Origin of the sequence: Pseudomonas cichorii, from assembly GCF_003700275.1 — a bacterium.
Classification (GTDB): domain Bacteria; phylum Pseudomonadota; class Gammaproteobacteria; order Pseudomonadales; family Pseudomonadaceae; genus Aquipseudomonas; species Aquipseudomonas cichorii_B.
On record NZ_RBRE01000057.1, the window covers coordinates 72,719 to 98,267 of the forward strand.

The window sequence follows — 25,549 nt, forward strand, 5'->3', positions numbered from 1 at the left end:
GATTGCTTTCTCTGTGATACGAGAATCAGGTCAACCGGCAAAGGTTTCCCGAAATGAGCATCAGCTTCGATAAAGCATTAGGCATACACGAAAAGGCCCTTAACTTCCGGGCTCAGCGTGCAGAGGTGTTGGCCAACAACATTTCCAACGCCGACACCCCGAATTTCAAGGCCCGTGATCTGGACTTTTCCTCGGTGCTGGCTGCCGAGAGTGAGAAAGCCCAGAACGGTCGTTTCGCGCTGAACACGACCAATAGCCATCATATCGAAGCTGAAGGTATGAGCGGTGGCGACGGTACGCTGATGTATCGCACTCCGTCGCAGCCTTCGCTGGACCAGAACACCGTCGATTCGCAGATCGAGCAGGCCAGCTATACCGATAACGCCATGGGTTTCCAGGCCAGCTTCACCCTGCTCAACAGCAAATTCAAAGGGCTGGTTTCAGCTCTTCGCGGAGAATAATTCATGTCACTAGCCAATGTGTTCAACATTGCCGGTAGCGCCATGAGTGCCCAGACCACCCGTCTGAACACCACGGCCAGTAACATCGCCAACGCCGAGACCGTCTCGTCGAGCATGGACCAGACCTATCGTGCCCGTCACCCGGTGTTCGCGACTGTGCTGCAGAACCAGCAATCGACCGGTGGCTCGCTGTTCCAGGATCAGGGCGATGCCGGGCAGGGTGTGCAGGTCAACGGCATCATCGAAGACAGTTCCAACCTTGAAGCGCGCTTCGAGCCTAATCATCCCTCCGCTGACAAGAACGGGTATGTCTACTACCCCAACGTCAATGTCGTGGAAGAAATGGCCGACATGATTTCCGCCAGTCGTTCGTTCCAGACGAACGCCGAAATCATGAACACCGCAAAATCCATGATGCAGAAGGTTCTGACCCTCGGTCAGTGATAAAGGGCGATAGTTATGGCCGTTGAAAACGATGTATCGACGAGTTTTATAAGCTCGCTGCAGAACCCTAAAACCACTGCTACCAATTCGGGTGAGGCGCTGGGCAAGGATGCGTTCCTGCAGCTGCTCGTAACGCAGATGAAAAACCAGAACCCGCTGGATCCGCAGGACAACACGCAATTCGTTGCGCAGTTGGCGCAGTTCAGCAGTCTGGAAAGCATGCAGAACCTGACCTCGACGGTCGATTCGATTGCGACCAGCTACAAATCTTCTCAAGCGTTGCAGGCTTCTTCGCTGGTCGGGCGCTCGGTGATTGTCGAGACCGGTACCGCGCAAGTGGATACCAGCAAAGGTCTGGCTGGATCGGTGGTCGTGCCGTCCTCGACCTCGGCGACGACAGTCAAGGTCTACGACTCCAGTAAAAACCTGGTCGATACAATCGATCTGGGCACCAAGACTGCAGGTAATGCAAGTTTCACCTGGGATGGCCTCAATAGTGAGGGCGCTGCCATGCCATCTGGTACTTACAGTTTTGTTGCAAATGGAACCATTAACGGTACAAACACGGCTTTGAGTACTTACCTGCCAGCAACGGTCAACAGTGTTACAACAGCTGTGAGTGGCGGGGAAATGACACTGAATCTGGCAGGCGGCAGTTCAATCGCCTTGTCCAAAGTGCAATCAATCGGAATATAGAGCCGACTAGACGGCGTAGGAGTGGTACATGTCATTCAATATCGGCCTTAGTGGGCTCTATGCGGCAAACAAAAGTCTCGACGTTACCGGCAACAACATTGCCAACGTGGCGACCAATGGCTTCAAGCAGTCGCGTATCGAGTTTGCCGACCAGTATGCGCAATCGATTCGTGGTACTTCAGGCGGTACCAGTATTGGTAGTGGTGTAACTACTGCCGCCGTTTCCCAGCAGTTTGCCCAGGGAACCTTGACTACCGGTACTGGCAATAGCCTGGATCTGGCCATCAATGGTAACGGCTTCTTCATGATCAGCAACAATGGTGACAGCCTTTATACTCGTGCCGGAGCATTCCGTACTGATAAGGATGGTTATGTTGTCAACAGTGCTGGCATGAACCTGCAGGGCTATAACGTTGACGAAAATGGTGTGGTTTCTGTCGGTGTGTTGGGTGATCTGAGAGTTGACAGCTCCAATCAACCAGCCAAGGCAACCAGTACTATCACTAACGTTGCAAGCCTTAACTCGACGGCGACTGTTCCAACAATCAGTCCGTTTGATGCAACCAATACCAATAGTTACACTTTCACCTATAGCACAAAGGTTTTTGACTCTCAGGGTAACGAGCATTCTCTTGAAAACTACTTCGCCAAAACAGGTACCAATACCTGGGCGATGTATTCGTTGATCGATGGTCGCAGTATCAGTAACCCGGCCAGTACTACGCCGGATCGTAATAACCTGACCTTTGACTCTTCCGGAGCTCTGGTCATTGATACCGCGGCGACGCCATCTTTGCCATCGAGCGGTACCAATATCTCGGTAAACACTGATGGTACTTTTCAGATCAATAACTGGATTCCAGCCGCTCAGAGCGGGACTGGTATCTCTACTACATGGGCTGCAAACGGTGCGGCAAGTGTGCCGGGTGGTATTCATTTCGATATGACTGGTTCGTCTCAGACGGCGACTCTTTCCGGGCGCACCAGCGGTGCTCAGAATGGCTATGCAGCGGGTCAGATCAAGGATATGAGTGTTGATGCCAGTGGTAATCTGTTTGCGGCATACACTAACGGTCAGTCCAAGGTGATTGGTCAGGTTGCCCTGACTACATTCGCCAACGTGCAGGGCTTGTCGCCTGCGGGCGGTACCAACTGGCGCGAAACCTTTGATTCGGGCATTGCCCTTACTGGTGTTCCGCAGTCGGGGACTTTGGGTTATATCACTGGTCAGGCGTTGGAAGACTCCAACGTTGATCTGACAGTGGAGCTGGTTAACCTGATCAAGGCACAAAGCAACTATCAGGCGAATGCGAAAACCATTTCGACTCAAAGCACCATCATGCAGACCACTATCCAGATGACCTGATAATCGGGTTGATGGAGTGATAGAAAAGCCCCTCTACAGGGGCTTTTCTGTTTCTGCGATATGCGAATTGCCGTCGCGGAATTGAGCTTTCGTGGTGCTTGTCAGACCGAGCAGTCGGATTTGATGAACGAGCCGTGCAGTCGTTTCCAGCCAGGGCCGGGACTGGTCTGGGCGCAGATGATCATGCTTTCTCCCTGCCATCTGTAGTAGCGGGCGGGGGCGGCCTGGGCGAGCAGTGTGCTGAGCGTCAGCAGCGTTGCGATGAGCGCGATAAGGCTGGCGCGAAAGGGCATGTCGATTTCCGGTGGGTGGACCTGGGACAAGGTTATCACTTTGCCGGCAAGTCGAACGAACAGCGATAAGCGAAGTTTTTTTGGCGGTGTCTCGTACCGGTCTGGAGCGTGGCGGCAATCTACCGCCACTCTTGCGCCTGGCCTTGTTCGAGGTTGCTCGGCATCCTCCGGTTTTTACAAGGGAATCAGCCATTTGTACCAAGTCTGAAAAGTTGGTTCAAAAATTGCTTTCTCCCTATCAGAACAGCTACAGGCGGCAAGCGTCTGTCAGAGGAGGAAGACTGTGGACAAGTTGCTTTACGTCGCAATGAGCGGTGCGTCTGAAAACGCCATGGCGCAAAAGGCTCACGCCAACAACCTGGCTAACGTATCGACCAATGGTTTCATGCGCGACCTGCAGCAGGCGCGCTCCATGCCGGTATTTGGCGAGGTCATGCCTTCGCGTGCCTATGCGATGAGCGAGCGTCCGGGTACTGACTTTTCCGGTGGTGCGCTGGTCCAGACCGGTCGTGAACTTGACGTTGCCGTCAAGGGCGATGGCTGGATTGCGGTCCAGACTCCCGATGGTGGCGAGGCTTATACCCGCAGTGCTGGCATGAATATTGATGCCCTGGGTGTGTTGCGTGACGGCAGCGGTTTGCCGGTCATGGGCAACGGCGGGCCGATTGCCGTGCCGCCCGAGCAGCAGATCGAGATCGGTGCCGATGGCACCATCAGTATTCGCTCCATGGGTGAAAGTCCGCAGGTGATGGCTGAGGTCGACCGCATCAAGCTGGTCAACCCTGATCTCAATACCATGGAAAAAGGTCCTGATGGCCTGATCCATACCAAGAGCGGCCAGGCTGCGCCGGTCGACGCCAATGTGCGTGTCGAGTCCGGTTTCCTGCAGGCGAGCAACGTCAATGCCGTGGAAGAAATGACCTCGGTGCTGGCTCTGGCCCGGCAGTTTGAGCTGCACGTGAAAATGATGAAAACAGCTGAAGAAGATGATCAGGCGATGGCTCGCGTCTTGCAACTTGGCTAACCATTGACAGCTTGCGCCGACAATCCGGCGCTTGAGGAGAAAACGAATGCTTCCTGCACTATACGTTGCCAAAACCGGCCTCGCTGCTCAGGACACCAACCTGACCACCATCTCCAACAACCTGGCGAACGTTTCGACTACAGGTTTCAAGAGTGATCGGGCCGAGTTCCAGGACCTGCTTTATCAGATCAAGCGTCAGCCAGGTGCCCAGTCGACTCAGGACAGCGAGCTGCCGTCCGGTCTGCAACTGGGTACCGGTGTGCGGATTGTCGGCACTCAGAAGAACTTCACTGCCGGCAGCCTGCAGACCACTGAAAACCCTCTGGATCTGGCGGTCAATGGCCGCGGTTTCTTCCAGATCTCGCAGCCTGACGGCACCATCGCCTACAGCCGCGACGGTACTTTCCACCTGGATGCCAACGGCCAGATCGTGACTGCCAACGGTTATGCCCTGGAGCCTGCGATTGTCGTTCCGCAGAACGCCCAGACCTTCACTGTCGGTCAGGACGGTACTGTGTCGATCACGGTCGCCGGTGCTACCGCCACGCCACAAGTGATCGGCAACATCCAGACTGCCGAGTTCATCAACCCGGCCGGCCTGCAGGCCATCGGCGGCAACCTGTATCTGGAAACCGGTTCCAGTGGTGCGCCTCAGGTGGGTACTCCCGGCTTGAACGGCCTGGGTACGACCCTGCAGAACACCCTGGAAAACTCCAACGTGAGCACCGTCGAGGAACTGGTCAACATGATCACTACCCAGCGCGCCTACGAGATGAACTCCAAGGTGATTTCGACTGCCGACCAGATGTTGCAGAACCTGACTCAGAATCTGTAAGACCCTGATGTATCTGCTCAAACCGACAGGGCGCCTGATGGGCGCCTGCTACACCGCGAGGTTTCAAGTGTCATGAAACGCCTAAGTGTTCTGCGTTTTTCAGTATTGATCGCTCCATTGTGCGGGATCGCATTGCTGTCAGGCTGTGTGGCGCCTTCTGCCAAGCCTAATGACCCTTATTACGCGCCGGTGTTGCCGCGCACGCCGATGTCTGCCGCTGCCAACAACGGGGCGATCTATCAGGCCGGCTTCGAGCAGAACCTGTACGGTGACCGCAAGGCCTTCCGGGTGGGCGATATCATCACCATCACGCTTTCCGAGCGTATGGCGTCCAGCAAGGCTGCCAGTTCTGCGATCACCAAGGACAGCACCAACAGCATTGGCCTGACCTCGCTGTTCGGTTCCGGCCTGACGACCAACAATCCGATCGGCAGCAACGACCTGAGCCTCAACGCCGGTTACACCGGGGCCCGTTCGACCGCAGGGCAGGGGCAGGCAGCGCAGAGCAACAGCCTGACCGGTTCGGTGACCGTGACGGTGGCCGACGTGATGCCCAACGGCATTCTGGCAGTGCGCGGCGAGAAATGGCTGACCCTCAATACCGGTGACGAACTGGTGCGCATTGCCGGTCTGATTCGTGCCGACGACATTGCTACCGATAACACCGTGTCATCCACCCGTGTGGCGGATGCGCGTATCACGTATTCAGGTACTGGTGCATTTGCCGACTCCAACCAGCCAGGCTGGTTCGACCGGTTCTTCCTCAGCCCGTTGTTCCCTTTCTGATAGCGGGATAGACATGATCAAGTTCAAGCATCTGATTGCGGCAACCTTGCTGCTGTCCACGGCCTTCGCAGCTCAGGCCGAGCGTTTGAAGGACATTGCCAGTATCTCGGGCGTGCGGGCCAACCAGTTGATCGGTTATGGCCTGGTCGTGGGGCTCAACGGTACGGGTGACCAGACCACCCAGACGCCGTTCACTCTGCAGACCTTCAACAACATGCTGTCGCAGTTCGGTATCAAGGTGCCGAGCGGTTCTGGCACCGTGCAGTTGAAAAACGTGGCTGCGGTGGCGGTCTATGCGGATCTGCCGCCGTTCGCCAAGCCGGGTCAGGTGGTGGATATCAGTGTTTCGTCCATTGGTAACTCCAAGAGCCTGCGTGGCGGTAGCCTGCTGATGACCCCGCTCAAGGGTGTCGATGGCAACGTCTATGCGATTGCCCAGGGCAATCTGGTGGTCGGTGGTTTCGATGCCGAAGGTCGCGACGGCTCGAAGATTACCGTCAACGTTCCGTCGTCTGGCCGTATTCCCGGCGGCGCATCGGTCGAGCGGGCTGTGCCGAGTGGTTTCAACCAGGGCAACAGCCTGACCCTGAACCTCAATCGCTCCGACTTCACCACTGCCAAGCGCATCGTCGACAAGATCAACGACATGCTCGGCCCAGGCGTTGCCCAGGCTCTGGATGGCGGTTCGGTGCGGGTGACTGCGCCTCTGGATCCGGGTCAGCGTGTGGATTACCTGTCGATTCTGGAAAACCTGGAAATCGATCCGGGCCAGACCGCCGCCAAGGTCATCATCAACTCGCGTACCGGTACGATCGTGATCGGCCAGAACGTCAAGGTATCGCCGGCCGCCGTGACTCACGGCAGTCTGACCGTGACCATTACCGAAGACCCGATCGTCAGCCAGCCAGGCGCGCTTTCCAACGGCCAGACTGCTGTCGTGCCGCGCTCGAGGCTCAACGCCCAGCAGGAAATGCACCCGATGTTCAAGTTCGGTCCGGGTACCACGCTGGATGAGATCGTCCGTGCGGTCAATCAGGTTGGCGCGGCTCCGGGCGACCTGATGGCCATTCTCGAAGCATTGAAACAGGCCGGTGCGTTGCAAGCCGACCTGATCGTGATCTGAGGAGTCGAGCATGGATATGCCCAAGAGCGGAATGTCCTCGACGATCGATTCGGGTGCCTATACCGACGTCAATCGTCTGGCTGCCTTGAAGAACGGCGACAAGGACAGTCCGGAAAACCTGAAGAAGGTAGCCCGGGAGTTCGAGTCGCTGTTCGTCAGCCAGATGCTCAAGGCCATGCGTTCGGCCAACGAGGTTCTGGCCAAGGACAACCCGATGAACACTGCGGCAACGCGGCAATATCAGGACATGTATGACCAGCAGTTGGCGGTAACCCTGTCGACCCGCGCCAATGGTATTGGCCTGCAGGATGTGCTGATGCGCCAGCTGTCGAAGGACAAGGGCGTCAAGCACGCCGCTGCGCCTACTGAAAACCCGGCTGCCGCCACCGATGCCGCGAAGTCCGGGCTGGCCGCCAGCGTCTATCAGCGTCCGTTGTGGGCGACACGTTCGGCAGCCGCTGACAAGGCGGGGGCCACAGGTGTTGCCGAGGGGCGCAACGATATGGCGCTGCTCAACTCGCGTCGCCTGGCATTGCCTAGCAAGCTCACTGATCGTTTGTTGCTGGGGATTGTGCCTTCGACTGCAACGGCCAACGCTAACGCCAATAGCCCGCTGGCTGCACAGCGTGCGCAAGCGGCTGGCAGTAACAATGGTGACTGGACTCTGGATCCCAACCTGGCCGAGCCGCAATACGTGCGCACCATGGCTCAGCCGCCACTGGCGCCAGCCAAGCGTGCCTTCAGCAACTCCGACCAGTTTGTGGCGACCATGCTGCCTCTGGCCAAGGAAGCGGCAGCGCGTATCGGGGTCGATCCGGTCATGCTGGTGGCGCAGGCTGCGCTGGAAACCGGCTGGGGTAAATCGATCATGCGCCAGCAGGATGGCGATAGCAGCCACAACCTGTTCGGCATCAAGGCGACCGGTAGCTGGCAAGGGGCGCAGGCCCGGGCAATCACCAGCGAGTTCCGTGACGGCAAGATGGTCAAGGAGACGGCAGATTTCCGTTCCTACGACTCCTATGCAGACAGCTTCCATGACCTGGTCAGCCTGCTGCAGAACAACAATCGTTATAAAGAAGTCATCAACTCTGCCGATAACTCTGAGCAGTATGTAAAAGAATTGCAGAAGGCCGGTTACGCCACCGACCCGAACTACGCAAGCAAGATTTCGCAGATTGCGAAACAGATGAAGAGTTACCAGAACTACGCCGCTGCAACGGGCTCTTCCACGACTTTATAAGGTTTGAATCATGTCGCTGATTTCAATTGGGCTCTCGGGTATTAATGCCAGCAGTGCCGCGATCAATACCATCGGTAACAACACGGCCAACGTGGACACTGCCGGGTACTCGCGTCAGCAGGTAATGACCACGGCTTCGGCGCAGATCAATATTGGCCTGGGTATCGGCTACATCGGTACCGGTACGACGCTGTCCGATGTGCGTCGTATCTACAACGGCTATCTTGATGCCCAATTGCAAACCAGCACGTCGCTGAGCGCCGATGCTGCGGCTTATGCCGGCCAGGCGAGCAAGACCGATACCCTGTTGTCGGACAGCACCACGGGTGTTGCGGCGCAGATGTCGAAGTTCTTCACCGACCTGCAGTCCATTGCTTCCAACGCGACGCAGTCGGCCGAACGCTCTGCCTTCCTGACCCAGGCCAGCGCGCTGAGTGCCCGCTTCAATTCGGTGGCCGCGCAACTGTCGTCGCAGAACGACAATGTCAATGCGCAGCTCACTACATTGGCCGATCAGGTCAATGAGCTGACGAGCACGATTGCCAGTCTCAACAAGCAGATTACCAGTGCAGCTGCGGGCAACACTACGCCCAATACCTTGCTCGATACGCGTAATGAAACGGTGCGTAAACTCAACGAACTGATTGGCGTCAAGGTCCTTGAGAATAGTAATGGCACCTACGATGTCATGACTGGCACCGGGCAGTCCCTGGTAAGCGGCTCCACCGCAGCGACCCTCACTGCCGGCCCGAGCAAGACCGATCCTCTGCAGTACAATCTGCAAGTCAAGATTGGCCAGACCTCTACTGACGTCACTTCAGTGGTGACCGGTGGCGCTATCGGTGGTCTTCTGCGCTACCGTTCCGAAGTCCTGACGCCTGCGACCAACGAGCTTGGCCGCGTGGCACTGGTGCTGGCCGATCAGGTCAACAGCCAGATGAGCCAGGGCATCGACAGCAAGGGCAATTTCGGCTCCAGCCTGTTCACCAATATCAACAGCGATGCCCTGATCAGCCAGCGCAGCACCGGCAAGGTCGGTAACAGCGCAGGCTCGGGCAACCTGGATGTCACGATCAAGGACACCAGCAAGCTGACGGCTGACGACTATGAAGTCACCTTCAGCGATGCCAACAATTTCACGGTCCGCCGCCTGCCCAATGGCGAAAGCGTCGGCACCGGTTCGTTGGCGGATAACCCGCCGACCCAGTTCGACGGCTTCACCGTCAGCCTCAACGGCAATAACCTGGCGGCCGGTGACAGCTTCAAGGTCACGCCATCGCGTAACGGTGCCTCAGGTATCGCTGTCGCCTTGACCGATCCCAAGGATATTGCGGCTGCCGCGCCATTGACCGCCAAGGCGGGTGCCAGCAACTCCGGTACCGGTGGCTTTACCCAGCCGGTTCTGAACACCAAATCGGATATCTACGACTCGATCCAGACGGGTGACCTGCGTAACGCGCTGCAAAGCTCCACACCCATGAAACTGGTGATGGGGGCGGTCAGCAGCACAGGCGTGCAAGCTTACACCGTGGTAGATGCCACTGGCGCTGCGGTTCTCGACCAGAATGGCAACGCCGTCGGCGGCTCGATCGTGCAAGGCCAGAGCAACAACATCAAGCTCAGTGTGGGGTACGCCGATACCCGCACTACGCCAAGCACCCAGGCCGCGTTCGAGATCGAGATGACCCTGTCCGGTTCGCCGGTCGTCAACGACACGTTCAGCATCGATTTGACTGGCGCAGGTTCTTCCGACAACCGTAACGCCCTGGCCGGTGTTGCCTTGCAGACTGCCAAGAGCGTCGGCGTCACCGGTGGCAGCGTCGGTACCAGCCTGTCTGGCGCCTACGGCGATCTGGTTGCCAAGGTCGGTACTCGTTCCAGCCAGGCCAAAAGCGATGTCACGGCCACTGACGCCGTTCTGGCCCAGGCCAAGTCAGCGCGTGATTCGGTATCCGGCGTGTCGCTGGACGAAGAAGCTGCCAACCTGATCAAGTATCAGCAGTACTACACCGCCTCTTCGCAGATCATCAAGGCGGCGCAAACCATTTTCAGCACGCTGATCAACAGTCTTTAAGGAGTCGTGAGCCATGCGTATTTCCACTTCCCAGTTCTACGAAGCCACGACTGCGAACTATCAGCGCAACTATGCCAACATGATCAAGAGTGGCGACGAGGTCTCCAGCGGGATCAAGCTCAATACCGCCAGTGATGACCCGGTAGGTGCTGCTCGCGTACTGCAACTGGCGCAGCAGAACTCCATGCTGGCTCAGTATTCGTCGAATATCGGTACGATCAACACCAACACCACCAACTCTGAAACCGCGCTGTCCAGTATCGTCACCGCAATGCAGACCGCACAGGAGTTGATCGTCAAGGCCGGTAACGGTTCCTACACCGACGCCGACCGCATTTCCACGGCCAACGACCTCAAGCAGGTGCAGAACGAGATTCTCGGCTTGATGAACAGCCAGGACTCCAACGGCCAGTACATTTTCTCGGGCTCGAAGTCTTCGGTCCCGCCGTATTCGCAGAATGCCGATGGTACCTACAGCTATAACGGTGACCAGACTCACGTGAATCTGGCGGTTGGTGATGGCCTGGTCCTGGCAAGCAATACCACTGGTTTTGAAGCCTTCGAGCAGGCACTCAATACCACTCGCACCTCTTCGACCCTGACTTCGCCTGCGGTCGAGGATGGCAAGGTGTCGCTGACCGGCGGCCTGGTGAAGTCCAGCAATGCCTATAACTCCAACTATCAGGCAGGCGAGCCCTACACGCTGACCTTCCTCAGTGGAACCCAGTTCAAGATCACTGATGGCACAGGCAATGACGTGACCACCGATGCCTCGACGGCAGGCGTGTTCACTCATGACAGCTTCAATGATCAGTCCTTCACCTTTCGTGGCGTCGAGCTGACCCTCAACGTCAACCTGAGTGCAGCGGAAAGGGCAACTACGGCGGCTGCCGACACGGCCCTGGCCAACCGTACCTATCAATTGGCCTCGACGCCGGACAGCATCACCACCTCCCGTAGTCCGGGTAACCCGTCGACTGCGACCATCAGCGGCTCGGCAGTTGGTACTACGGCGGCGGAACTGACGGCGTTCAACAATACGTTCCCGACCAATGGTGCGATTCTCAAGTTCACCAGTGCCACCAACTATGAACTGTATGCTTCGCCGGTCACCAGCAGCAGTACGCCAGTCTCCACTGGCACGTTGAGCGGGACTACCGCCAGTGCTGCGGGCGTCAACTTCACCATCAACGGAACGCCGGCCAACGGTGACCAGTTTGTCGTGCAGTCCTCGACGCACCAGACCGAGAACGTACTCAATACCCTGTCGACGGTAATCAAGGCCTTGAACACGCCTACCGATGGCAATCTGGTTGCTTCGCAGAAGCTTGATGCGGCATTGACCTCTGCCCTGGGTAACATAGTCAGCAGTACGGAACAGGCTTCCACGGCGCGTTCGGCTGGCGGTGCGCGTCAGGTTGCAGCCACGGCGCAAGGCGTGACCAACGACTTGCTCAAGGGCAACAACGAGGTCGAGCAGGGTACTTTCGTCAACGCCGACATGGTTGAGGCAACCACCAGGCTGACACTGCAGAAAACCATGCTTGATGCATCCCAGGCCGTGTTTGTGCAATTGTCCAAGTTGAACCTGTTCAGCCAGATCTGATTGCTGGCACTGAGCATCCGCCGTCTTTTTTCAGCGGTGAGGGAAGCCATTCGACAGGCTGGTTTCCCGCCGCTCATGAGTTCGCACTGTGAATCCAGCTCCCCTCGTCAGTATCGTCATCCCCGCCCTCAATCCCCGGTTCTTCCGCGAAGCACTGCAAAGTGCTCTGGAACAGAGCTACGACAATCTTGAAATCATCGTTTGCGACGATTGCCAGACCGGCGAAATCAAGCAGATATTCGACGAGCTGGTGGCGTCATCGAGCGTCATTGCGCGTTACGTAGGCAACCCGTATCGTCTGGGTTTTCAGGGCAATCTGCTCAAGTGCCTTGAAGAAGCACAGGGCGAGTACATCAAGTTTCTGTGCGATGACGATCGCCTGTACCGGTATTGCATCGCTCGTCAGGCTCAGGTGCTGGATCAACATTCCGACGTGCTGCTGGTCATTGGCAGGCGGCATCTGGTGGATGTCGATGACTACGTGCTGCCGACCCGCATGGAGAACGTTGGCCTGGTGCCTTACGATGCCCTGTTCAAGGGCGAGGACATGCTGGCGATTTTCGAGCGTACGCCGCGCAATACCCTTGGAGGCTTCAGTACTGCCTTGATGCGCAGGGCCGATGTCATGGAATATCTGCCTTCCCTGGCGCAACCGGGGCAGGGCTTTGTCGCCTTGCTCGACTTTACCTTGTTCAACTGCCTGCTGCGGCGCGGCAATCTGGTTGCGTTGCACAGCATTGAAAGTGTCGAGCGCCTGCATCCTGGCCGTTTCAGCAGTCAGCCGGACATGTATCACGTCGCCACCAACGAGTGGAGCTGGCTGAACGAAATGCTCAAGGCGCGCAGCGGCGAGCAGGCGCCAGCCCAGGGCTGGGTGCGTTTCATGGCCTTGCGCAAGGCTCTGGAGACACCAAGGGAGTGGGACGAGGTTGGTCTTTACGGGGTCATGGCGAGTCGACAAGGCATCATGCGCAGCCGGGTCGGCAGTCACAGTGAAAGCTATGCCGAACTGTATGCCGAGTGGTTGGCGTGCCGGCGTTTTACTGCGCCGCAGAAAAAACTGCTGGAACAACGCATGGCGCGTTGGGCTTGGCATCCACGCATCGTTCCGGTAGTGATCGATGCCGAGAGTGATGCCGACGCTCTGGATATGACGCTCAAGAGCATCTCCGATCAGGACTACCCGGCCGAGTCCGTGGTGGTGCTGACCAACGCCGCCAGCATCGAGGATCAGCAGGTGCTGCGCTTCCCGTTGCAGGCCAACTGGTCGCAGCAACTGAACGATGTGCTGCCGTTGCTGGAAAATGCCGACTGGGTGTATCTGCTGCGTGCAGGTGACCGGTTGACTCAGCCTGCGCTGTTGGTTCTGGCCGAGCGTATTGCCCAGATTTCCGGTCTGCTGTGTGCTTACAGCGACGAGGGCGCAATCACTGATGATGAGTCCCGTGAACCCGTTTTCAAGCCGGACTTCAACCTCGACCTGATGCGCGCCTACCCCTATGTAGGGCGCACGCTGGCCTTTGAGCGGCGTAACCTGTTGACCCTCGGTGGTTTCGATCCGGCGCATGGCGAACTGGCGCCCCATGATGTGATCTGGCGGCTGGTGGAAGGTGCCGGCCCGCAAACCATCGAACACATCGCCGAAGTCCAGGTCGAGTCCTGCCTGTCATTTGCCCAGTGGCTGTCGTTGCCTGCGGTGATCGAGCGCAGCGAGCCGCTGGTTTCGGCGCATTTGCAGCGTATCGGCATGCAGCATGTCATCCACCATGACCAGTTGCCGCTGCTCAACCGCATCGAGTACCTGCATGCCTCCAGTCCGCTGGTGTCGATTGTCATCACCTGTCGTGACCAATTGGCCGATCTGGAGCGCTGCGTCGACAGTCTGCTCAGCAAAACCCGTTATCCGAATTACGAAGTACTGATTGTCGACAAGGCCAGCGAGAGTGCCGAGGCCCGGACCTGGTTTGCCGCCATGGGTGAGCTGGGCAGCGAGAAGCTGCGGATTTTCGCATCGCCCGATGCTGGTAACGACGCAGCCACGCAGAACTTTGCGGCTGCGCAGGCTCGCGGTCAGTATCTGCTTACGCTCAGCCCACATGCATTGATTCATCAAGCCGACTGGCTCGATGAGCTGCTCAATCATGCGCAACGTCCGGAGGTCGGTATTGTCGGTTCGCGGATCCTCAACCTGCAAGGCAACATCCTGTACGCAGGCATGGTGCTGGGCATGGAAGGGCTGGCCGGCAAGCCTTTCGTCAACTCTTCTCCCGGTGCGAGCGGTTACATGCAGCGGCTGCAACTGACGCAGAACTGGAGTGCGGTCAGCGGTAACTGCCTGATGGTTCGCAAAGATGTCTTCGACAGTGTTGGCGGGATGGACGCTGCGACTTTCACCCAGGGCTTGCAGGATCTTGACCTGTGCATGCGCGTTGGTGGCGAGGGTTATCTGATCGTCGGGACGCCTTGCTCCTCGGTGATGCTGGCCGAGCCGGCAGCGGTTCAGCGCTCCGATGCCTCGCGCCAGACGCTTGAAAGCGAGCAAAAATCCTTCTACCTGAAGTGGCTGCCGAAAATGGCCAGGGATCCGGCGTATAACCCGAACCTGAATCTTAGTGAAGTCTCTTCCTTCCATCTTGAGCCAGGGCTGGTGGCCGGCTGGAACCCGTTCTGTACTCGTCATCTGCCGTCGATCCTGGGCATGGCGGTCAACTCCTCGGCAGTAGGACATTACCGGGTCAGCCAGCCTTTGCTGGAACTGGTGGCTGCCGGGCGGGTACTTGGGCAGATGACCTACGAGTCGCCCAAGATTATCGAGATCGAGCGTCAGTCGCCGGATGTCATCGTCTTTCAAGGACGCTACACCGAGGCCAAGGTGCCGGATATCGCCCTGGCGAAGAACTTCTCCAGTGCCATGCGCATTTTCGAGCTGGACGACTATATCGCCGATGTTCCGGAGAGGAACGAGCATCGGCGCAATATGCCGGACAACATTGCGGCCATGCTGCGTAAGGGGATCGGGCTCTGTGACCGGGTGGTGGTTTCGACCCATCCGCTGGCTCAGGCGCTGTCCAGCATGCACAGCGATATTCGCGTCGTGCCCAACATGCTGGCGACCCATTTGTGGAACAACCTGAAGAGCGTGCGTCGCAGCTCCGGCAAGCCACGTGTCGGCTGGGGGGGGGGTACCAGTCACCGGGGCGATCTGGAGCTGATTGTCGATGTGGTGCGCGAGCTGGCCGATGAAGTCGAATGGGTATTCTTCGGCATGTGTCCGGATCTGCTCAGGCCTTACATCCATGAGTTCCATTCTGCGGTCAGCCTGCAGACCTATCCGGCCAAGCTGGCGAGCCTGAATCTGGACCTGGCTCTGGCGCCGCTGGAATTCCATATCTTCAACGACTGCAAGAGCAACCTGCGTCTGCTGGAATATGGCGCGTGTGGCTACCCGGTCATCTGTTCGGATACCGAGGCTTATCGCGGCCATTTGCCGGCTACCCGGGTCTACTCCAACAGCTCCGAAGAGTGGCTGCAGGCGATCCGCATGCACCTGTCCGATCCGAATGCCAGCTACCGTATGGGTGACGAACTGCGGGAAACGGTTTTGCGTGATTTCATGCTGCGCGGCGATAACCTGCAGTACTGGGCCAATGGCTGGCTTCCGGATTGATCTGCAAATAATCAATGAGCTCCAGTGCAGGACCTGCACTGGAGCTGCTATGTTTTCGCTCTTGCTTCAACAACGGCTCAGGCAGGTTTCCGTGTGTTGAGGAGGCTATCGGTTCGCTATGGGAAAGACTATGCAAAGCAATTTCGGGAATGAAGCTACGCCGTTGAATCAGCGTCTGACACTGGTGTTGCTGGCTCAGGATCAGCCGGATTTCCTGCGTCGCGCCTTGAAGTACTACGCCGATTATCCTTGTACGCTGGTGGTTGTGGACACATCGCCTGAGTCGGATAGCGAGATCGCCAGGGTTGCCGGCATCCAGTATGTGCATGCTGCGGCCCTGGCTGATGCCGATCTGAGCGCCAGAGTTGCCGAAGGTGTCAGGCACGTCACCACGCCGTTCATGGCCTATGGTGATGTCAGCAGCTTCCTGTTGCCGAGCGCGCTGAATGACGCATTGCGTTTTCTTGAAGGCAATGAGTCATATGGCGCCTGTCAGGGCTACAGCCTGAGTTATCAGGCGCAGGTCGGGCAGGTGGACTACTTGCGTCGTGATCGCAAGGTTGCAGAGGATCATGCGACCGATCAGGCAAGTGAGCGCCTGGTCAGCTTCATGGGGCAGAGCCTTTCCCTGTTAAACGCCGTTACCCGTACCGTACTGGCCCGGCAATGGTTCGCCTCGGTTCCGGAAAGTACCGATCCGCACTGGCAGGAAATCGGCCATATGGCTTACCTGGCAGCGGCTGCCCGACTGCGCATCCTGCCGGTCCCTTATGCGTTGCACTTCGTTGCAGATGAAGAGGCACAGGCACGCCATGGTTCAGCGATCAAGGCTGCACTCACTCATATCGATCCCAAGGCCCGGGCCGGGCGTGAGGGCTTTGCCGAGACACTGCTGGCGACCCTTGGTCAGTCCGCAGGACTTGACAAGGATCAGGTCCTGGCCGCTTTCGAGGCGATGGGCCAATCGCTGAGCACGCAAAGCTATCAAGGCAAGGAAAAACTGATCAGTGCAGTATGGAGCGTTGCCTTTGAGCACTCCGAACCGCGTTTCGAGCCGCGGCAGTTTGTCGAAATGCCGTTCTACAACCAGCCGTTTTTCGATGAGCTGGAAAACATCGAGTTTCTGATTCATATCATGCCGGCCGGCCGCCAGCAGTTGGAGGGGCTGGAAGCCGCGCTGCTCAAACAGAACGAACTGCTGCGCCCACAAACCAACCCCGATGCCGAGAGCCTGGTCAGTCGACTCTGGCAGGCTTATGGAACCTATGCATTTAATCATGGCGTCGTGCATAAACTGGCTCAGGAGCTGAGCAAGTCTGCAGACGATGAGGAGGAAGCAGAGCGGATCGTGGCCTGGGGCGAGCGCTTGAAGGCGGTTTCCAGCAGCGATAACGGCAAGCTGCTCGATAACATGCCTTCCGGCCGTCTGCTCAAGTGGCTGGATGCGCGCAATCCCGGCCCGGTCGAACTGAAAAAGCTCAACGCTCAATTGGCACAGCAGCCTGCCGGCTCAGGGATCAGCATTCTGCTGCTTGATCTGGATGCCGATATCTTCAAATTGCAGGCCACTTTCGACAGCCTGATCAATGGCCACTATCGTGCGTTCAAGGTCATCGTCTTCACCACGGGTGAGTTGCCAGCGGTCACCACGCTGCAAAATACCTTGCACTTCGTGAAGGTTACCGAGAGCAATTACGTCGACAAGATCAATCAAGTCGCCAAGCAGTCTTCCAGCGACTGGTTGCTGCTGGCTCAGGCCGGTGATGAGTTCACCATGAGCGGCCTGCTGCAGGCTAGCGTCGAACTGATCGATGCCGCGCAATGCCGTGCGGTGGCGGTGGATGAAATCCATCGTCAGCCTAACGGTACGCTGGCGCCGCTGTTCCGTCCGGGCTTCAATCTGGATCTGCTGCAAAGCCTGCCAACGCTGATGGCGCGTCACTGGCTGATTCGCCGTGAGCTGCTGGTCGAGGCAGGTGGTTATTCCCGTGAGTTCCCCAAGGCGCTGGAATTCGATCTGTTGCTGCGTCTGATCGAGCAGGGCGGCATGAGTGGTCTCGCGCACTTGAGTGAGCCGGTGCTGATCTGCGAAGCGCCGCAACTGGAAGAAAATGACGACGAGAAGAAGGCGCTTACCCGCCATCTTGGCAAGCGCGGTTATCAGGCCGAAGTCAGTTCGATACTACCGGGCACCTACAAGATCGACTATCGCCACGCACATAGACCGATGGTGTCGATCCTGCTGCACAGCCAGGACAACCTGCCGGAATTGCAGCGCTGTCTGCAAAGCATTCTGCAGCGCACCCGCTATCAGCGCTATGAAGTGCTGATTGCCGACAACAACAGCAGCTCGCCTGAATTGTCGACCTGGCTCGATCAGCAGGAAAAACTTTCCAATCGGGTTCGCGTGTTCCGGGCTGATCAGCGCATGAGCACTGCTGCCTTGCGTAATCTGGTCAGCCAGGAAGCCAAGGGCGAGTACCTGATTCTGCTCGATGCCCAGAGCCAGATCGTCAATGTCGGCTGGATCGAGTCGCTGCTCAATCAGGCCCAGCGTCCGGAAGTCGGCATTGTCGGCGTCAGGCTGGTGGACCGCGAGGGCACCGTGACTCAGGCGGGCCTGATTCTGGGTCTCAATGGCGGTATCGGTTCGGCGTTCGTGGGCGAGTCGAAGAAATCCCGCGGCTACATGCAGCGTCTGGTGGTCGAGCAGAACTACTCGGCGGTTTCTTCGGCCTGCCTGATGATCGGCAAGGCGTTGTTCGACGGTCTGGACGGTCTGGATGAAGGCGTGTTTGCCGAAGCGCTGGGCGATGTCGACCTGTGTCTCAAGGCTGGCCAGGCCGGTTATCTGACGGTCTGGACGCCGCATGTGCAAGTTGTGCATTCCGGCGTGGTGAATGCCCCTGATGAAGCGCGTGCTGCGCTGATCGATAAATGGTCGGCACAGTTTGCCCAGGATGAGGCTTACAACCGAAATCTTGACCTCAACGGTCAGGGATTCACGCTGGCTGCGCGTTAATCCTGCATCCCTTGTGCTATCCGCCTGCAAGGCAGGCGGATAGCCTCTTCCTCGTTGAGTCGGGGAAGGCACTTTTTTCTGCTTTTTCAGGCTCCACAAATCGCAAAGCATGCATCCGGGAGTGACCTGCGGGTCATAAAGTGCATCTCCACATTATCGTGTTACAGGGCGCAGCGCCGGTTCGACTTGCGAAGTGTGTCGCATGCCCTGAAAATGCCCGCAAATTTTGCCTCTATTCGGTAGCGCCCTGATTTTCTTGGGACAAACATTTACCTGTTTACTAATCGGGAAGCCATGATGATTGGCATAAAAAGCATAGCGAGTTACGTGCCCACAGCTGGCGTGGATAACTACGCTCAAGGTGCCAAGTTCGGCAAGGATGAAGAATTCATCTTTGGGAAAATCGGCTCCACATTTCTCCCGCGCAAGGATTCTGCTCAGGAAACTTCTGATCTGTGCGTGGAAGCGGTCAATACCCTGCTGGCCAACAATCCTCAACTGAAGCGTGAAAGCATCGATGTGCTGATTGTTGTCACCCAGAACGGCGATGAAGAAGGGCTGCCGCATACGGCTGCAATCGTCCAGGACAAGCTGGGCCTGCCGACCTCTGTCGCGGCGTTCGATATCTCTCTGGGTTGCTCTGGCTACGTCTATGGCATCTATGCGATCAAGGGCTTCATGGAAGCGGCAGGCCTGAAGAATGGCCTGTTGGTGACTGCCGACCCTTACTCGAAGATCGTCGACCCTGAGGACCGCAACACCACCATGCTGTTTGGCGATGCGGCCACCGCTACCTGGATGGGTGAAGATGCTCCCTGGCAACTGGGCAAGGCGAAGTTTGGTACCGACGGTTCCGGCGCGCCGCACCTGAAGGTCAGCAACGGCGTGTTCTTCATGAATGGTCGCCAGGTATTCAACTTTGCCCTGCTCAAGGTGCCGGCGCATCTGCATGAACTGCTGGGCGACTCCGGTCTGCAGCCTGACGATATCGACGCCTTCTGTATTCACCAGGGCAGTGCGGCCATTGTCGATGCCGTGGCACGTCGTTTCGAGGACAAGCCCGAGAAATTCGTCAAGGATATGGTCGAAACCGGCAACACGGTTTCCTCCAGCATCCCCTTGCTGATTGAAAAGCATGTACTCGGTTCTTCCTGGAAGCGTGTTGCGTTGAGCGGTTTTGGTGTGGGGCTGTCCTGGGGCTCGGCGATCATTTATCGCGACTGATTGCAGTCAGCTCAAAAAAAAGCGCTTGCGGGGCATCCGGCAAGCGCTTTTTTCGTGAAAGGCTCTGTTGCCATATATACGCATTTTGCATTCGTGCTTTTTGCCGCCCTATATACCTGCGGATCGAGGGCAAATTACTGGCGTCATTTCCTTGTTGGTCGTGGCTCAAACCCTTGTTTTATAAGGGCTGGCAGATTGGTGGCAAAATTTTTGAAAAAAATGCTCAAGCAACCTGCCACCGCGACGATAACTATTACGAAGGTTCTCTAGGCACACCCGGCGCTTGCAGGGGCCGGAAGCCACGTAGCACACAACCAACGAGGAATTCATCATGGCTTTAACAGTAAACACCAACGTTGCATCCTTGAACGTTCAAAAGAACCTGGGCCGCGCTTCTGACGCTCTGTCGACTTCGATGACTCGTCTGTCTTCCGGTCTGAAAATCAACAGCGCCAAAGACGACGCCGCCGGTCTGCAAATCTCCACCCGTATCAACTCGCAGATCAAAGGCCAGACCATGGCCATCAAGAACGCCAACGACGGTATGTCCCTGGCTCAGACCGCTGAAGGCGCTCTGCAAGAATCCACCAACATTCTGCAACGTATGCGTGAACTGGCCGTCCAGTCCCGTAACGACAGCAACAGTGCAAGCGACCGTGACGCTCTGAACAAAGAATTCACTGCAATGAGTGAAGAGCTGACCCGTATCGCCAACAGTACCAACCTGAACGGCAAGAACCTGATCGACGGTACTGCCAGCACCATGACTTTCCAGGTTGGTTCCAACACTGGCGCTTCGAACCAGATCACTCTGACTCTGAGCTCCAGCTTCGACGCTGACACCCTGGGCGTTGGTTCGGCCATCAGCATCGCCGGTTCCGACAGCGCTGATGCAGAAACCAAGTTCTCTGCTGCAATGGACGCGATCGACTCGGCTCTGTCGACCATCAACGCCACTCGTGCTGACCTCGGTGCTGCACAAAACCGTCTGTCGAGCACCATCTCCAACCTGCAGAACATCAACGAAAACGCCAGTGCTGCACTGGGTCGCGTACAAGATACCGACTTCGCTGCTGAAACTGCACAGCTGACCAAGCAACAGACCCTGCAACAGGCTTCCACCTCTGTTCTGGCTCAGGCTAACCAGCTGCCTTCCGCTGTACTGAAACTGCTTCAGTAATATCGGAATGAGTTTGGCGGGGGAGTGCGTAAAAGTGCTCTCTCGCTTTTTTACTTTCGGAGGTGATGGTCATGGATATGAGTGTAAAGCTGAACCTGTCTTATCCTGCCGCTCAATCGGCAAGCCCTGTTGTTGCAACGGATAAGCCTGTTGATAAGCCTTCTGTCGAGCGGGTTGCCCCGACGGCCGAAAGTAATAGTGCAGATTTGAAAAGGGATGACTCACAGGACGAGGAGAAGGTTAAGGCGGCGGCGGAAGATATTCAGAAATTCTTTCAGTCGGTCAAGCGTAACCTCGAATTTTCGATTGACGAAGATTCTGGAAAAGTCATTGTCAAAGTGATTGCAAGTGACTCCGGTGAGGTAGTCCGACAGATTCCGAATGCGGAAATTCTGAAACTGGCCGATAGCTTGAGCGACGCGCACAGCTTGTTGTTTCACGTCAAGGCCTGACTACTGGCACGAAACTTGTTGCGGATTTTCCGATTCCTTGAAAGGGTCAAAAGGTCGGCGGCATTCTTGAGGGATAAGCATCATGGCTACAATTACAGCGACTACAGGCATTAACTCCGGTCTGAATATCAAAGAGATTGTGGATGGTTTGGTAGGTGTTGAAAAAGCAGCCAAGCAGAACCAGATCGACAAACAGACCAAACTTACTTCTGGATCGGTTTCCGGTGTCGATCAGCTCACGGCTGCATTGAGTGCCTTTCAGAAGTCGATGGATACTCTCAAAAGCACCACGACGCCTGCATTTCAGGGTTTTGCAGCGACTTCGGCCAATGAGTCGGTGGTCAAGGCAACTGCGGGTAACACTGCAGTCAGTGGTTCGTATTCCCTTAATGTAAGCCAGTTGGCGTCTGCTTCCAAGGTTGCGACGACTGCGCTCGATTCCACGCAGACCAGTGCTATTCCGAGTGGTACCCTGAAAATCACTCAAAATGGCACTATCCATGAAGTAAAGATCACGCAGACCTCTACCTTGCAAGAGGTGCGCGACACGATCAACTCGACACTTCAGGGCAAAGGTATTTCGGCGAACATCATTACTGACAGCAATGGCTCGCGGTTGGTGTTCAGTTCGACGACGACCGGTAAAAACAGCGATATTTCGGTCGACGGCGGTACCGAGCTCAGCATGTTGAATATCGATGGTACCAAGCTGATGAGTACCACCAGTACTTCGACCGATGCCAATGGTCGAGCCATTCCAGGTGCGGGCGCGATTTCGGCACTGGCTCAGGATGCCGAGTTCACCATCGACGGATTGAGCCTGACCAGTAAGACCAATACCGTCAGCAATGCGGTGTCCGGCCTGAGCTTCGAGTTGGTTGCCAAAAGTGCCAACAACACCAGCGATACCGTGATAACGGTTGCGAGTAATACCGAGGGCTTGAAAACCTCGCTGCAAACTTTTGTCGACTCCTATAACACCTTGGCCAAGCTGGTCACGACCCTGACCAAGGGCGCTGTAGACAGTGAAGGAAAATACACGGCGGCTGCGCTGACTGGTGATTCGACCCCGCGTGCCTTGCTTGCGGCCATTCGTGGTCAGATTGCTACTGCCACCTCCAACAGTGGTCTGGGCTCTCTCGCACAGCTGGGTATCACCACTCAGCAGAGCGACGGTACGCTGTCGCTGAATACTTCCCAGTTTACTGCTGCGATGAACGACAAGAAGCTCGGTGGTCAGATCCAGAATCTGTTTACCGGTACTGGTGGTTTGATCGAGCGTATGGAAAAAGCCATCGATCCCTACACCAAGACCGGCGGGATTCTGGCTGCCAAGAAAACCAGCCTGACTCAGGTTCAAACTCGTCTTACCGCTGAGCAGGATGCGCTCGATCGTCGTATCGAGACCCTGACTGCAACGCTGACCAAGAAGTACAACGCCATGGACCTGGCGGTCGGCAAGCTGAATGCTACCGCCAAGAACATCACTTCGATTTTCGAGGCGATGAACGCGCAGAAGAATGCTTCGTAAATAAAAGCGGTGCCAGAAACCCGACCTCGTGTCGGGTTTTTGCTTTTGGGCTAAAGTTTTCTGACCGTACGTCGATAGCTTGGGTATACGTAATCTGGATCTGCTACGAGGCCCCCTATGAACCCGATGTTAGCACTGCGTCAATATCAGAAGATTGGCTCCCAGGCCCAGACCTCGGAGGCCAGCCCACACCGTCTGGTTCAGATGCTGATGGAGGGTGGCCTGGACCGTATCGCTCAGGCCAAGGGTGCCATGGCGCGCAAGGACATCGCCAATAAAGGCGTGTTCATCAGCAAGGCAATTGGTATTGTCGGCGGGTTGCGTGAAGGTCTGGACCTGGAAAACGAGCCTACCGATGCTCTGCTCAAGCAGGACAGCCTTTACCATTACATGATGACGCGCCTGGCTGAAGCCAATGCCAAGAACGATCAAAAGATGCTCGATGAAGTTGCCGGCCTGCTGATCACAGTCAAGGAAGGCTGGGATGCAATCGGCACCGTACAATAGTTCGCTGTCTTCTGGAGAAAACACCATGAGTGCTGCGCTCAAGCGTATCGAAGAAACCCGTGAAGCGTTGGTCGGGGCCTTGGCCGAGCGTGACTGGGACGCGATCGTCAAACTTGATCTGGCATGCCGTGAGTGTGTGGAGGCGGTGGTCAGCGAAGCGCCTGCCGATGAGCCGGGGCTGCGCACCAATCTGGAAGAGCTGTTGGGCGTGTATCGACAATTGATTGACGTTGCTACTGACGAGCGTCAGGCAATCGCCGATGAAATGACGCAAATCCGCAATGCGAAAAATGCCGCGAAGGTATACCATCTGTTTGGCTAGCTTTTAATTGTCATTTTTATTGTCTGACAATAGTTTCGCCATAAATTTGACTGTCTGTGTTTTTTTGACTTAACTAGTGATGTTCACTATTTTCTGGCGTCTTATCGGATATACCGGCTGAGATGCCAAGCTGCCCCCGATCGCGGGCATTGAGTTGACTAGGGAAGTTGCTATTGCATGTGGCGTGAAATCAAGATTCTGCTAATCGATGACGATAGCCAGCGCCGCCGGGATCTGGCGGTTATCCTGAATTTTCTGGGCGAAGAAAATTTATCCTGCTCGAGTCAGGACTGGCAGCAGGTTGTCGGCTCGCTGACGTCCACTCGCGAAGTCCTTTGTGTACTCGTGGGTAGCGTCAATGCCCCTGGAAGCCTTCAGGGACTCCTTAAGACAGTCGCTGCATGGGATGAGTTCCTTCCGGTTCTGTTGATGGGCGAAAATTCTGCCGTCGACCTGCCTGAAGATCTGCGTCGGCGCGTACTTTCCACGCTCGAAATGCCACCCAGCTACAGCAAGTTGCTGGATGCCCTGCACCGTGCCCAGGTCTATCGTGAAATGTACGATCAGGCCCGCGAGCGTGGTCGTCATCGCGAGCCCAACCTGTTCCGCAGTCTGGTAGGCACCAGCCGTGCCATTCAGCATGTGCGGCAGATGATGCAGCAGGTTGCCGATACCGATGCAAGTGTACTGATCCTGGGTGAGTCGGGGACGGGCAAGGAGGTGGTAGCGCGTAACCTGCACTATCACTCCAAGCGTCGCGATGCGCCTTTTGTTCCGGTCAACTGCGGCGCAATCCCGGCCGAGTTGCTGGAAAGCGAATTGTTTGGTCATGAGAAGGGCGCATTCACCGGGGCGATCACCAGTCGCGCCGGGCGCTTCGAGCTGGCCAATGGCGGCACGTTGTTCCTCGATGAAATCGGTGACATGCCGTTGCCGATGCAGGTCAAGCTGTTGCGCGTCCTGCAGGAGCGTACCTTCGAGCGGGTCGGCAGCAACAAGACTCAAAGTATCGATGTGCGGATCATTGCCGCAACGCACAAGAATCTCGAGAACATGATCGAGATCGGCAGTTTCCGTGAAGACCTCTATTACCGTCTGAACGTTTTCCCGATCGAGATGGCGCCCCTGCGGGAGCGGGTCGAAGATATTCCGTTGCTGATGAACGAGCTGATCTCGCGCATGGAGCACGAGAAACGAGGTTCGATTCGTTTCAACTCGGCGGCCATCATGTCGCTGTGCCGGCACGCCTGGCCGGGTAACGTCCGTGAGCTGGCCAATCTGGTTGAGCGCATGGCGATCATGCATCCCTATGGCGTGATCGGTGTGGCTGAGCTGCCGAAAAAATTCCGCTACGTCGATGATGAAGACGAGCAGATGGTCGACAGCCTGCGCAGCGATCTGGAAGAGCGCGTGGCCATCAATGGTCATACGCCGAACTTTGCGTCCGGTGCCGTGCTTCCTCCCGAAGGTCTGGATCTCAAGGACTACCTCGGTGGTCTGGAGCAAGGTCTGATTCAGCAGGCACTGGACGATGCAAACGGGATTGTGGCGCGTGCTGCCGAGCGTCTCAGGATTCGTCGTACAACGCTGGTAGAAAAGATGCGCAAGTACGGCATGAGTCGTCGAGAAGGTGATGATCAGGCGGATGATTGACGCCTGTTCTGTGTGCGAAAAATCAAACCTCTGAATTTTCAGG

The 25,549-nt window shown here is 56.7% G+C and carries 21 protein-coding genes; 20 read left to right on the forward strand and 1 reads right to left on the reverse strand.

What is annotated here, in order from left to right:
• Window positions 1-53: 53 nt before the first annotated feature.
• Genes flgB through flgE form a run of 4 tightly spaced genes read left to right on the forward strand, consistent with a single transcriptional unit; the run spans window position 54 to window position 2,967 of the window.
• Window positions 54-461: a flagellar basal body rod protein FlgB gene (flgB, locus tag ALQ04_RS15330; protein WP_122316596.1), complete on the forward strand. Its 408-nt coding sequence runs from the start codon at window positions 54-56 to the stop codon at window positions 459-461.
• Between the two features lie 3 nt (window positions 462-464).
• On the forward strand, window positions 465-905 hold the full coding sequence (gene flgC, locus ALQ04_RS15335; RefSeq protein ID WP_122316597.1) for a flagellar basal body rod protein FlgC: 441 nt from the start codon (window positions 465-467) through the stop codon (window positions 903-905).
• Between the two features lie 15 nt (window positions 906-920).
• The gene (gene flgD / locus ALQ04_RS15340) at window positions 921-1,601 is read left to right on the forward strand and encodes a flagellar hook assembly protein FlgD (RefSeq protein WP_122316598.1); all 681 of its coding nucleotides are present in this window, start codon (window positions 921-923) and stop codon (window positions 1,599-1,601) included.
• 28 nt (window positions 1,602-1,629) lie between these two features.
• The gene (flgE, locus tag ALQ04_RS15345; protein WP_122316599.1) at window positions 1,630-2,967 is read left to right on the forward strand and encodes a flagellar hook protein FlgE; all 1,338 of its coding nucleotides are present in this window, start codon (window positions 1,630-1,632) and stop codon (window positions 2,965-2,967) included.
• Between the two features lie 101 nt (window positions 2,968-3,068).
• Here flgE and ALQ04_RS15350 read toward each other — a convergent pair whose 3' ends face one another.
• Window positions 3,069-3,260: a hypothetical protein gene (locus ALQ04_RS15350; RefSeq protein WP_122316600.1), complete on the reverse strand. Its 192-nt coding sequence runs from the start codon at window positions 3,258-3,260 to the stop codon at window positions 3,069-3,071.
• Between the two features lie 283 nt (window positions 3,261-3,543).
• On the opposite strand from ALQ04_RS15350, the gene ALQ04_RS15355 reads away from it, so the two are divergent.
• From ALQ04_RS15355 to fleQ, 16 genes are all read left to right on the forward strand, one after another.
• The gene (locus tag ALQ04_RS15355; protein WP_122316601.1) at window positions 3,544-4,284 is read left to right on the forward strand and encodes a flagellar basal body rod protein FlgF; all 741 of its coding nucleotides are present in this window, start codon (window positions 3,544-3,546) and stop codon (window positions 4,282-4,284) included.
• Window positions 4,285-4,330: 46 nt separating this feature from the next.
• The gene (gene flgG, locus ALQ04_RS15360; protein ID WP_122316602.1) at window positions 4,331-5,119 is read left to right on the forward strand and encodes a flagellar basal-body rod protein FlgG; all 789 of its coding nucleotides are present in this window, start codon (window positions 4,331-4,333) and stop codon (window positions 5,117-5,119) included.
• A 72-nt stretch (window positions 5,120-5,191) separates the two neighbouring features.
• Entirely contained in the window at window positions 5,192-5,905 is a 714-nt protein-coding gene (flgH, locus tag ALQ04_RS15365) for a flagellar basal body L-ring protein FlgH (RefSeq protein WP_122316603.1), read from the forward strand.
• Window positions 5,906-5,918: 13 nt separating this feature from the next.
• Window positions 5,919-7,028 carry a flagellar basal body P-ring protein FlgI gene (locus tag ALQ04_RS15370; protein WP_122316604.1) on the forward strand — a complete coding sequence of 370 codons (1,110 nt, stop codon included), beginning with the start codon at window positions 5,919-5,921 and terminating at the stop codon, window positions 7,026-7,028.
• Between the two features lie 10 nt (window positions 7,029-7,038).
• Window positions 7,039-8,268, forward strand: a complete 1,230-nt coding sequence (gene flgJ / locus ALQ04_RS15375) for a flagellar assembly peptidoglycan hydrolase FlgJ (RefSeq protein WP_122316605.1) — start codon at window positions 7,039-7,041, stop codon at window positions 8,266-8,268.
• Between the two features lie 10 nt (window positions 8,269-8,278).
• Window positions 8,279-10,342 carry a flagellar hook-associated protein FlgK gene (flgK, locus tag ALQ04_RS15380; protein WP_122316606.1) on the forward strand — a complete coding sequence of 688 codons (2,064 nt, stop codon included), beginning with the start codon at window positions 8,279-8,281 and terminating at the stop codon, window positions 10,340-10,342.
• A 13-nt stretch (window positions 10,343-10,355) separates the two neighbouring features.
• Window positions 10,356-11,948, forward strand: a complete 1,593-nt coding sequence (locus tag ALQ04_RS15385) for a flagellar hook-associated protein 3 (protein ID WP_122316607.1) — start codon at window positions 10,356-10,358, stop codon at window positions 11,946-11,948.
• Between the two features lie 88 nt (window positions 11,949-12,036).
• Window positions 12,037-15,615: a glycosyltransferase gene (locus ALQ04_RS15390; protein ID WP_122316608.1), complete on the forward strand. Its 3,579-nt coding sequence runs from the start codon at window positions 12,037-12,039 to the stop codon at window positions 15,613-15,615.
• Window positions 15,616-15,745: 130 nt separating this feature from the next.
• Window positions 15,746-18,637 (forward strand): glycosyltransferase, encoded by a 2,892-nt coding sequence (locus ALQ04_RS15395; protein WP_122316609.1) that lies wholly within the window; start codon window positions 15,746-15,748, stop codon window positions 18,635-18,637.
• Window positions 18,638-18,934: 297 nt separating this feature from the next.
• On the forward strand, window positions 18,935-19,861 hold the full coding sequence (locus ALQ04_RS15400; protein WP_183142187.1) for a ketoacyl-ACP synthase III: 927 nt from the start codon (window positions 18,935-18,937) through the stop codon (window positions 19,859-19,861).
• Window positions 19,862-20,192: 331 nt separating this feature from the next.
• Window positions 20,193-21,041, forward strand: coding sequence for a flagellin domain-containing protein (locus tag ALQ04_RS15405; RefSeq protein WP_122316611.1), 849 nt, complete (start codon window positions 20,193-20,195; stop codon window positions 21,039-21,041).
• A gap of 71 nt (window positions 21,042-21,112) precedes the next feature.
• Window positions 21,113-21,493, forward strand: a complete 381-nt coding sequence (locus ALQ04_RS15410; RefSeq protein WP_183142188.1) for a flagellar protein FlaG — start codon at window positions 21,113-21,115, stop codon at window positions 21,491-21,493.
• A gap of 82 nt (window positions 21,494-21,575) precedes the next feature.
• Window positions 21,576-23,024 carry a flagellar filament capping protein FliD gene (fliD, locus tag ALQ04_RS15415; RefSeq protein ID WP_409077262.1) on the forward strand — a complete coding sequence of 483 codons (1,449 nt, stop codon included), beginning with the start codon at window positions 21,576-21,578 and terminating at the stop codon, window positions 23,022-23,024.
• 117 nt (window positions 23,025-23,141) lie between these two features.
• Window positions 23,142-23,531 (forward strand): flagellar export chaperone FliS, encoded by a 390-nt coding sequence (gene fliS / locus ALQ04_RS15420; RefSeq protein WP_122316614.1) that lies wholly within the window; start codon window positions 23,142-23,144, stop codon window positions 23,529-23,531.
• Window positions 23,532-23,556: 25 nt separating this feature from the next.
• Window positions 23,557-23,853 (forward strand): flagellar protein FliT, encoded by a 297-nt coding sequence (fliT, locus tag ALQ04_RS15425; protein ID WP_122316615.1) that lies wholly within the window; start codon window positions 23,557-23,559, stop codon window positions 23,851-23,853.
• A gap of 177 nt (window positions 23,854-24,030) precedes the next feature.
• Entirely contained in the window at window positions 24,031-25,506 is a 1,476-nt protein-coding gene (gene fleQ / locus ALQ04_RS15430; protein WP_122316616.1) for a transcriptional regulator FleQ, read from the forward strand.
• The last annotated feature ends 43 nt before the right edge of the window (window positions 25,507-25,549 follow it).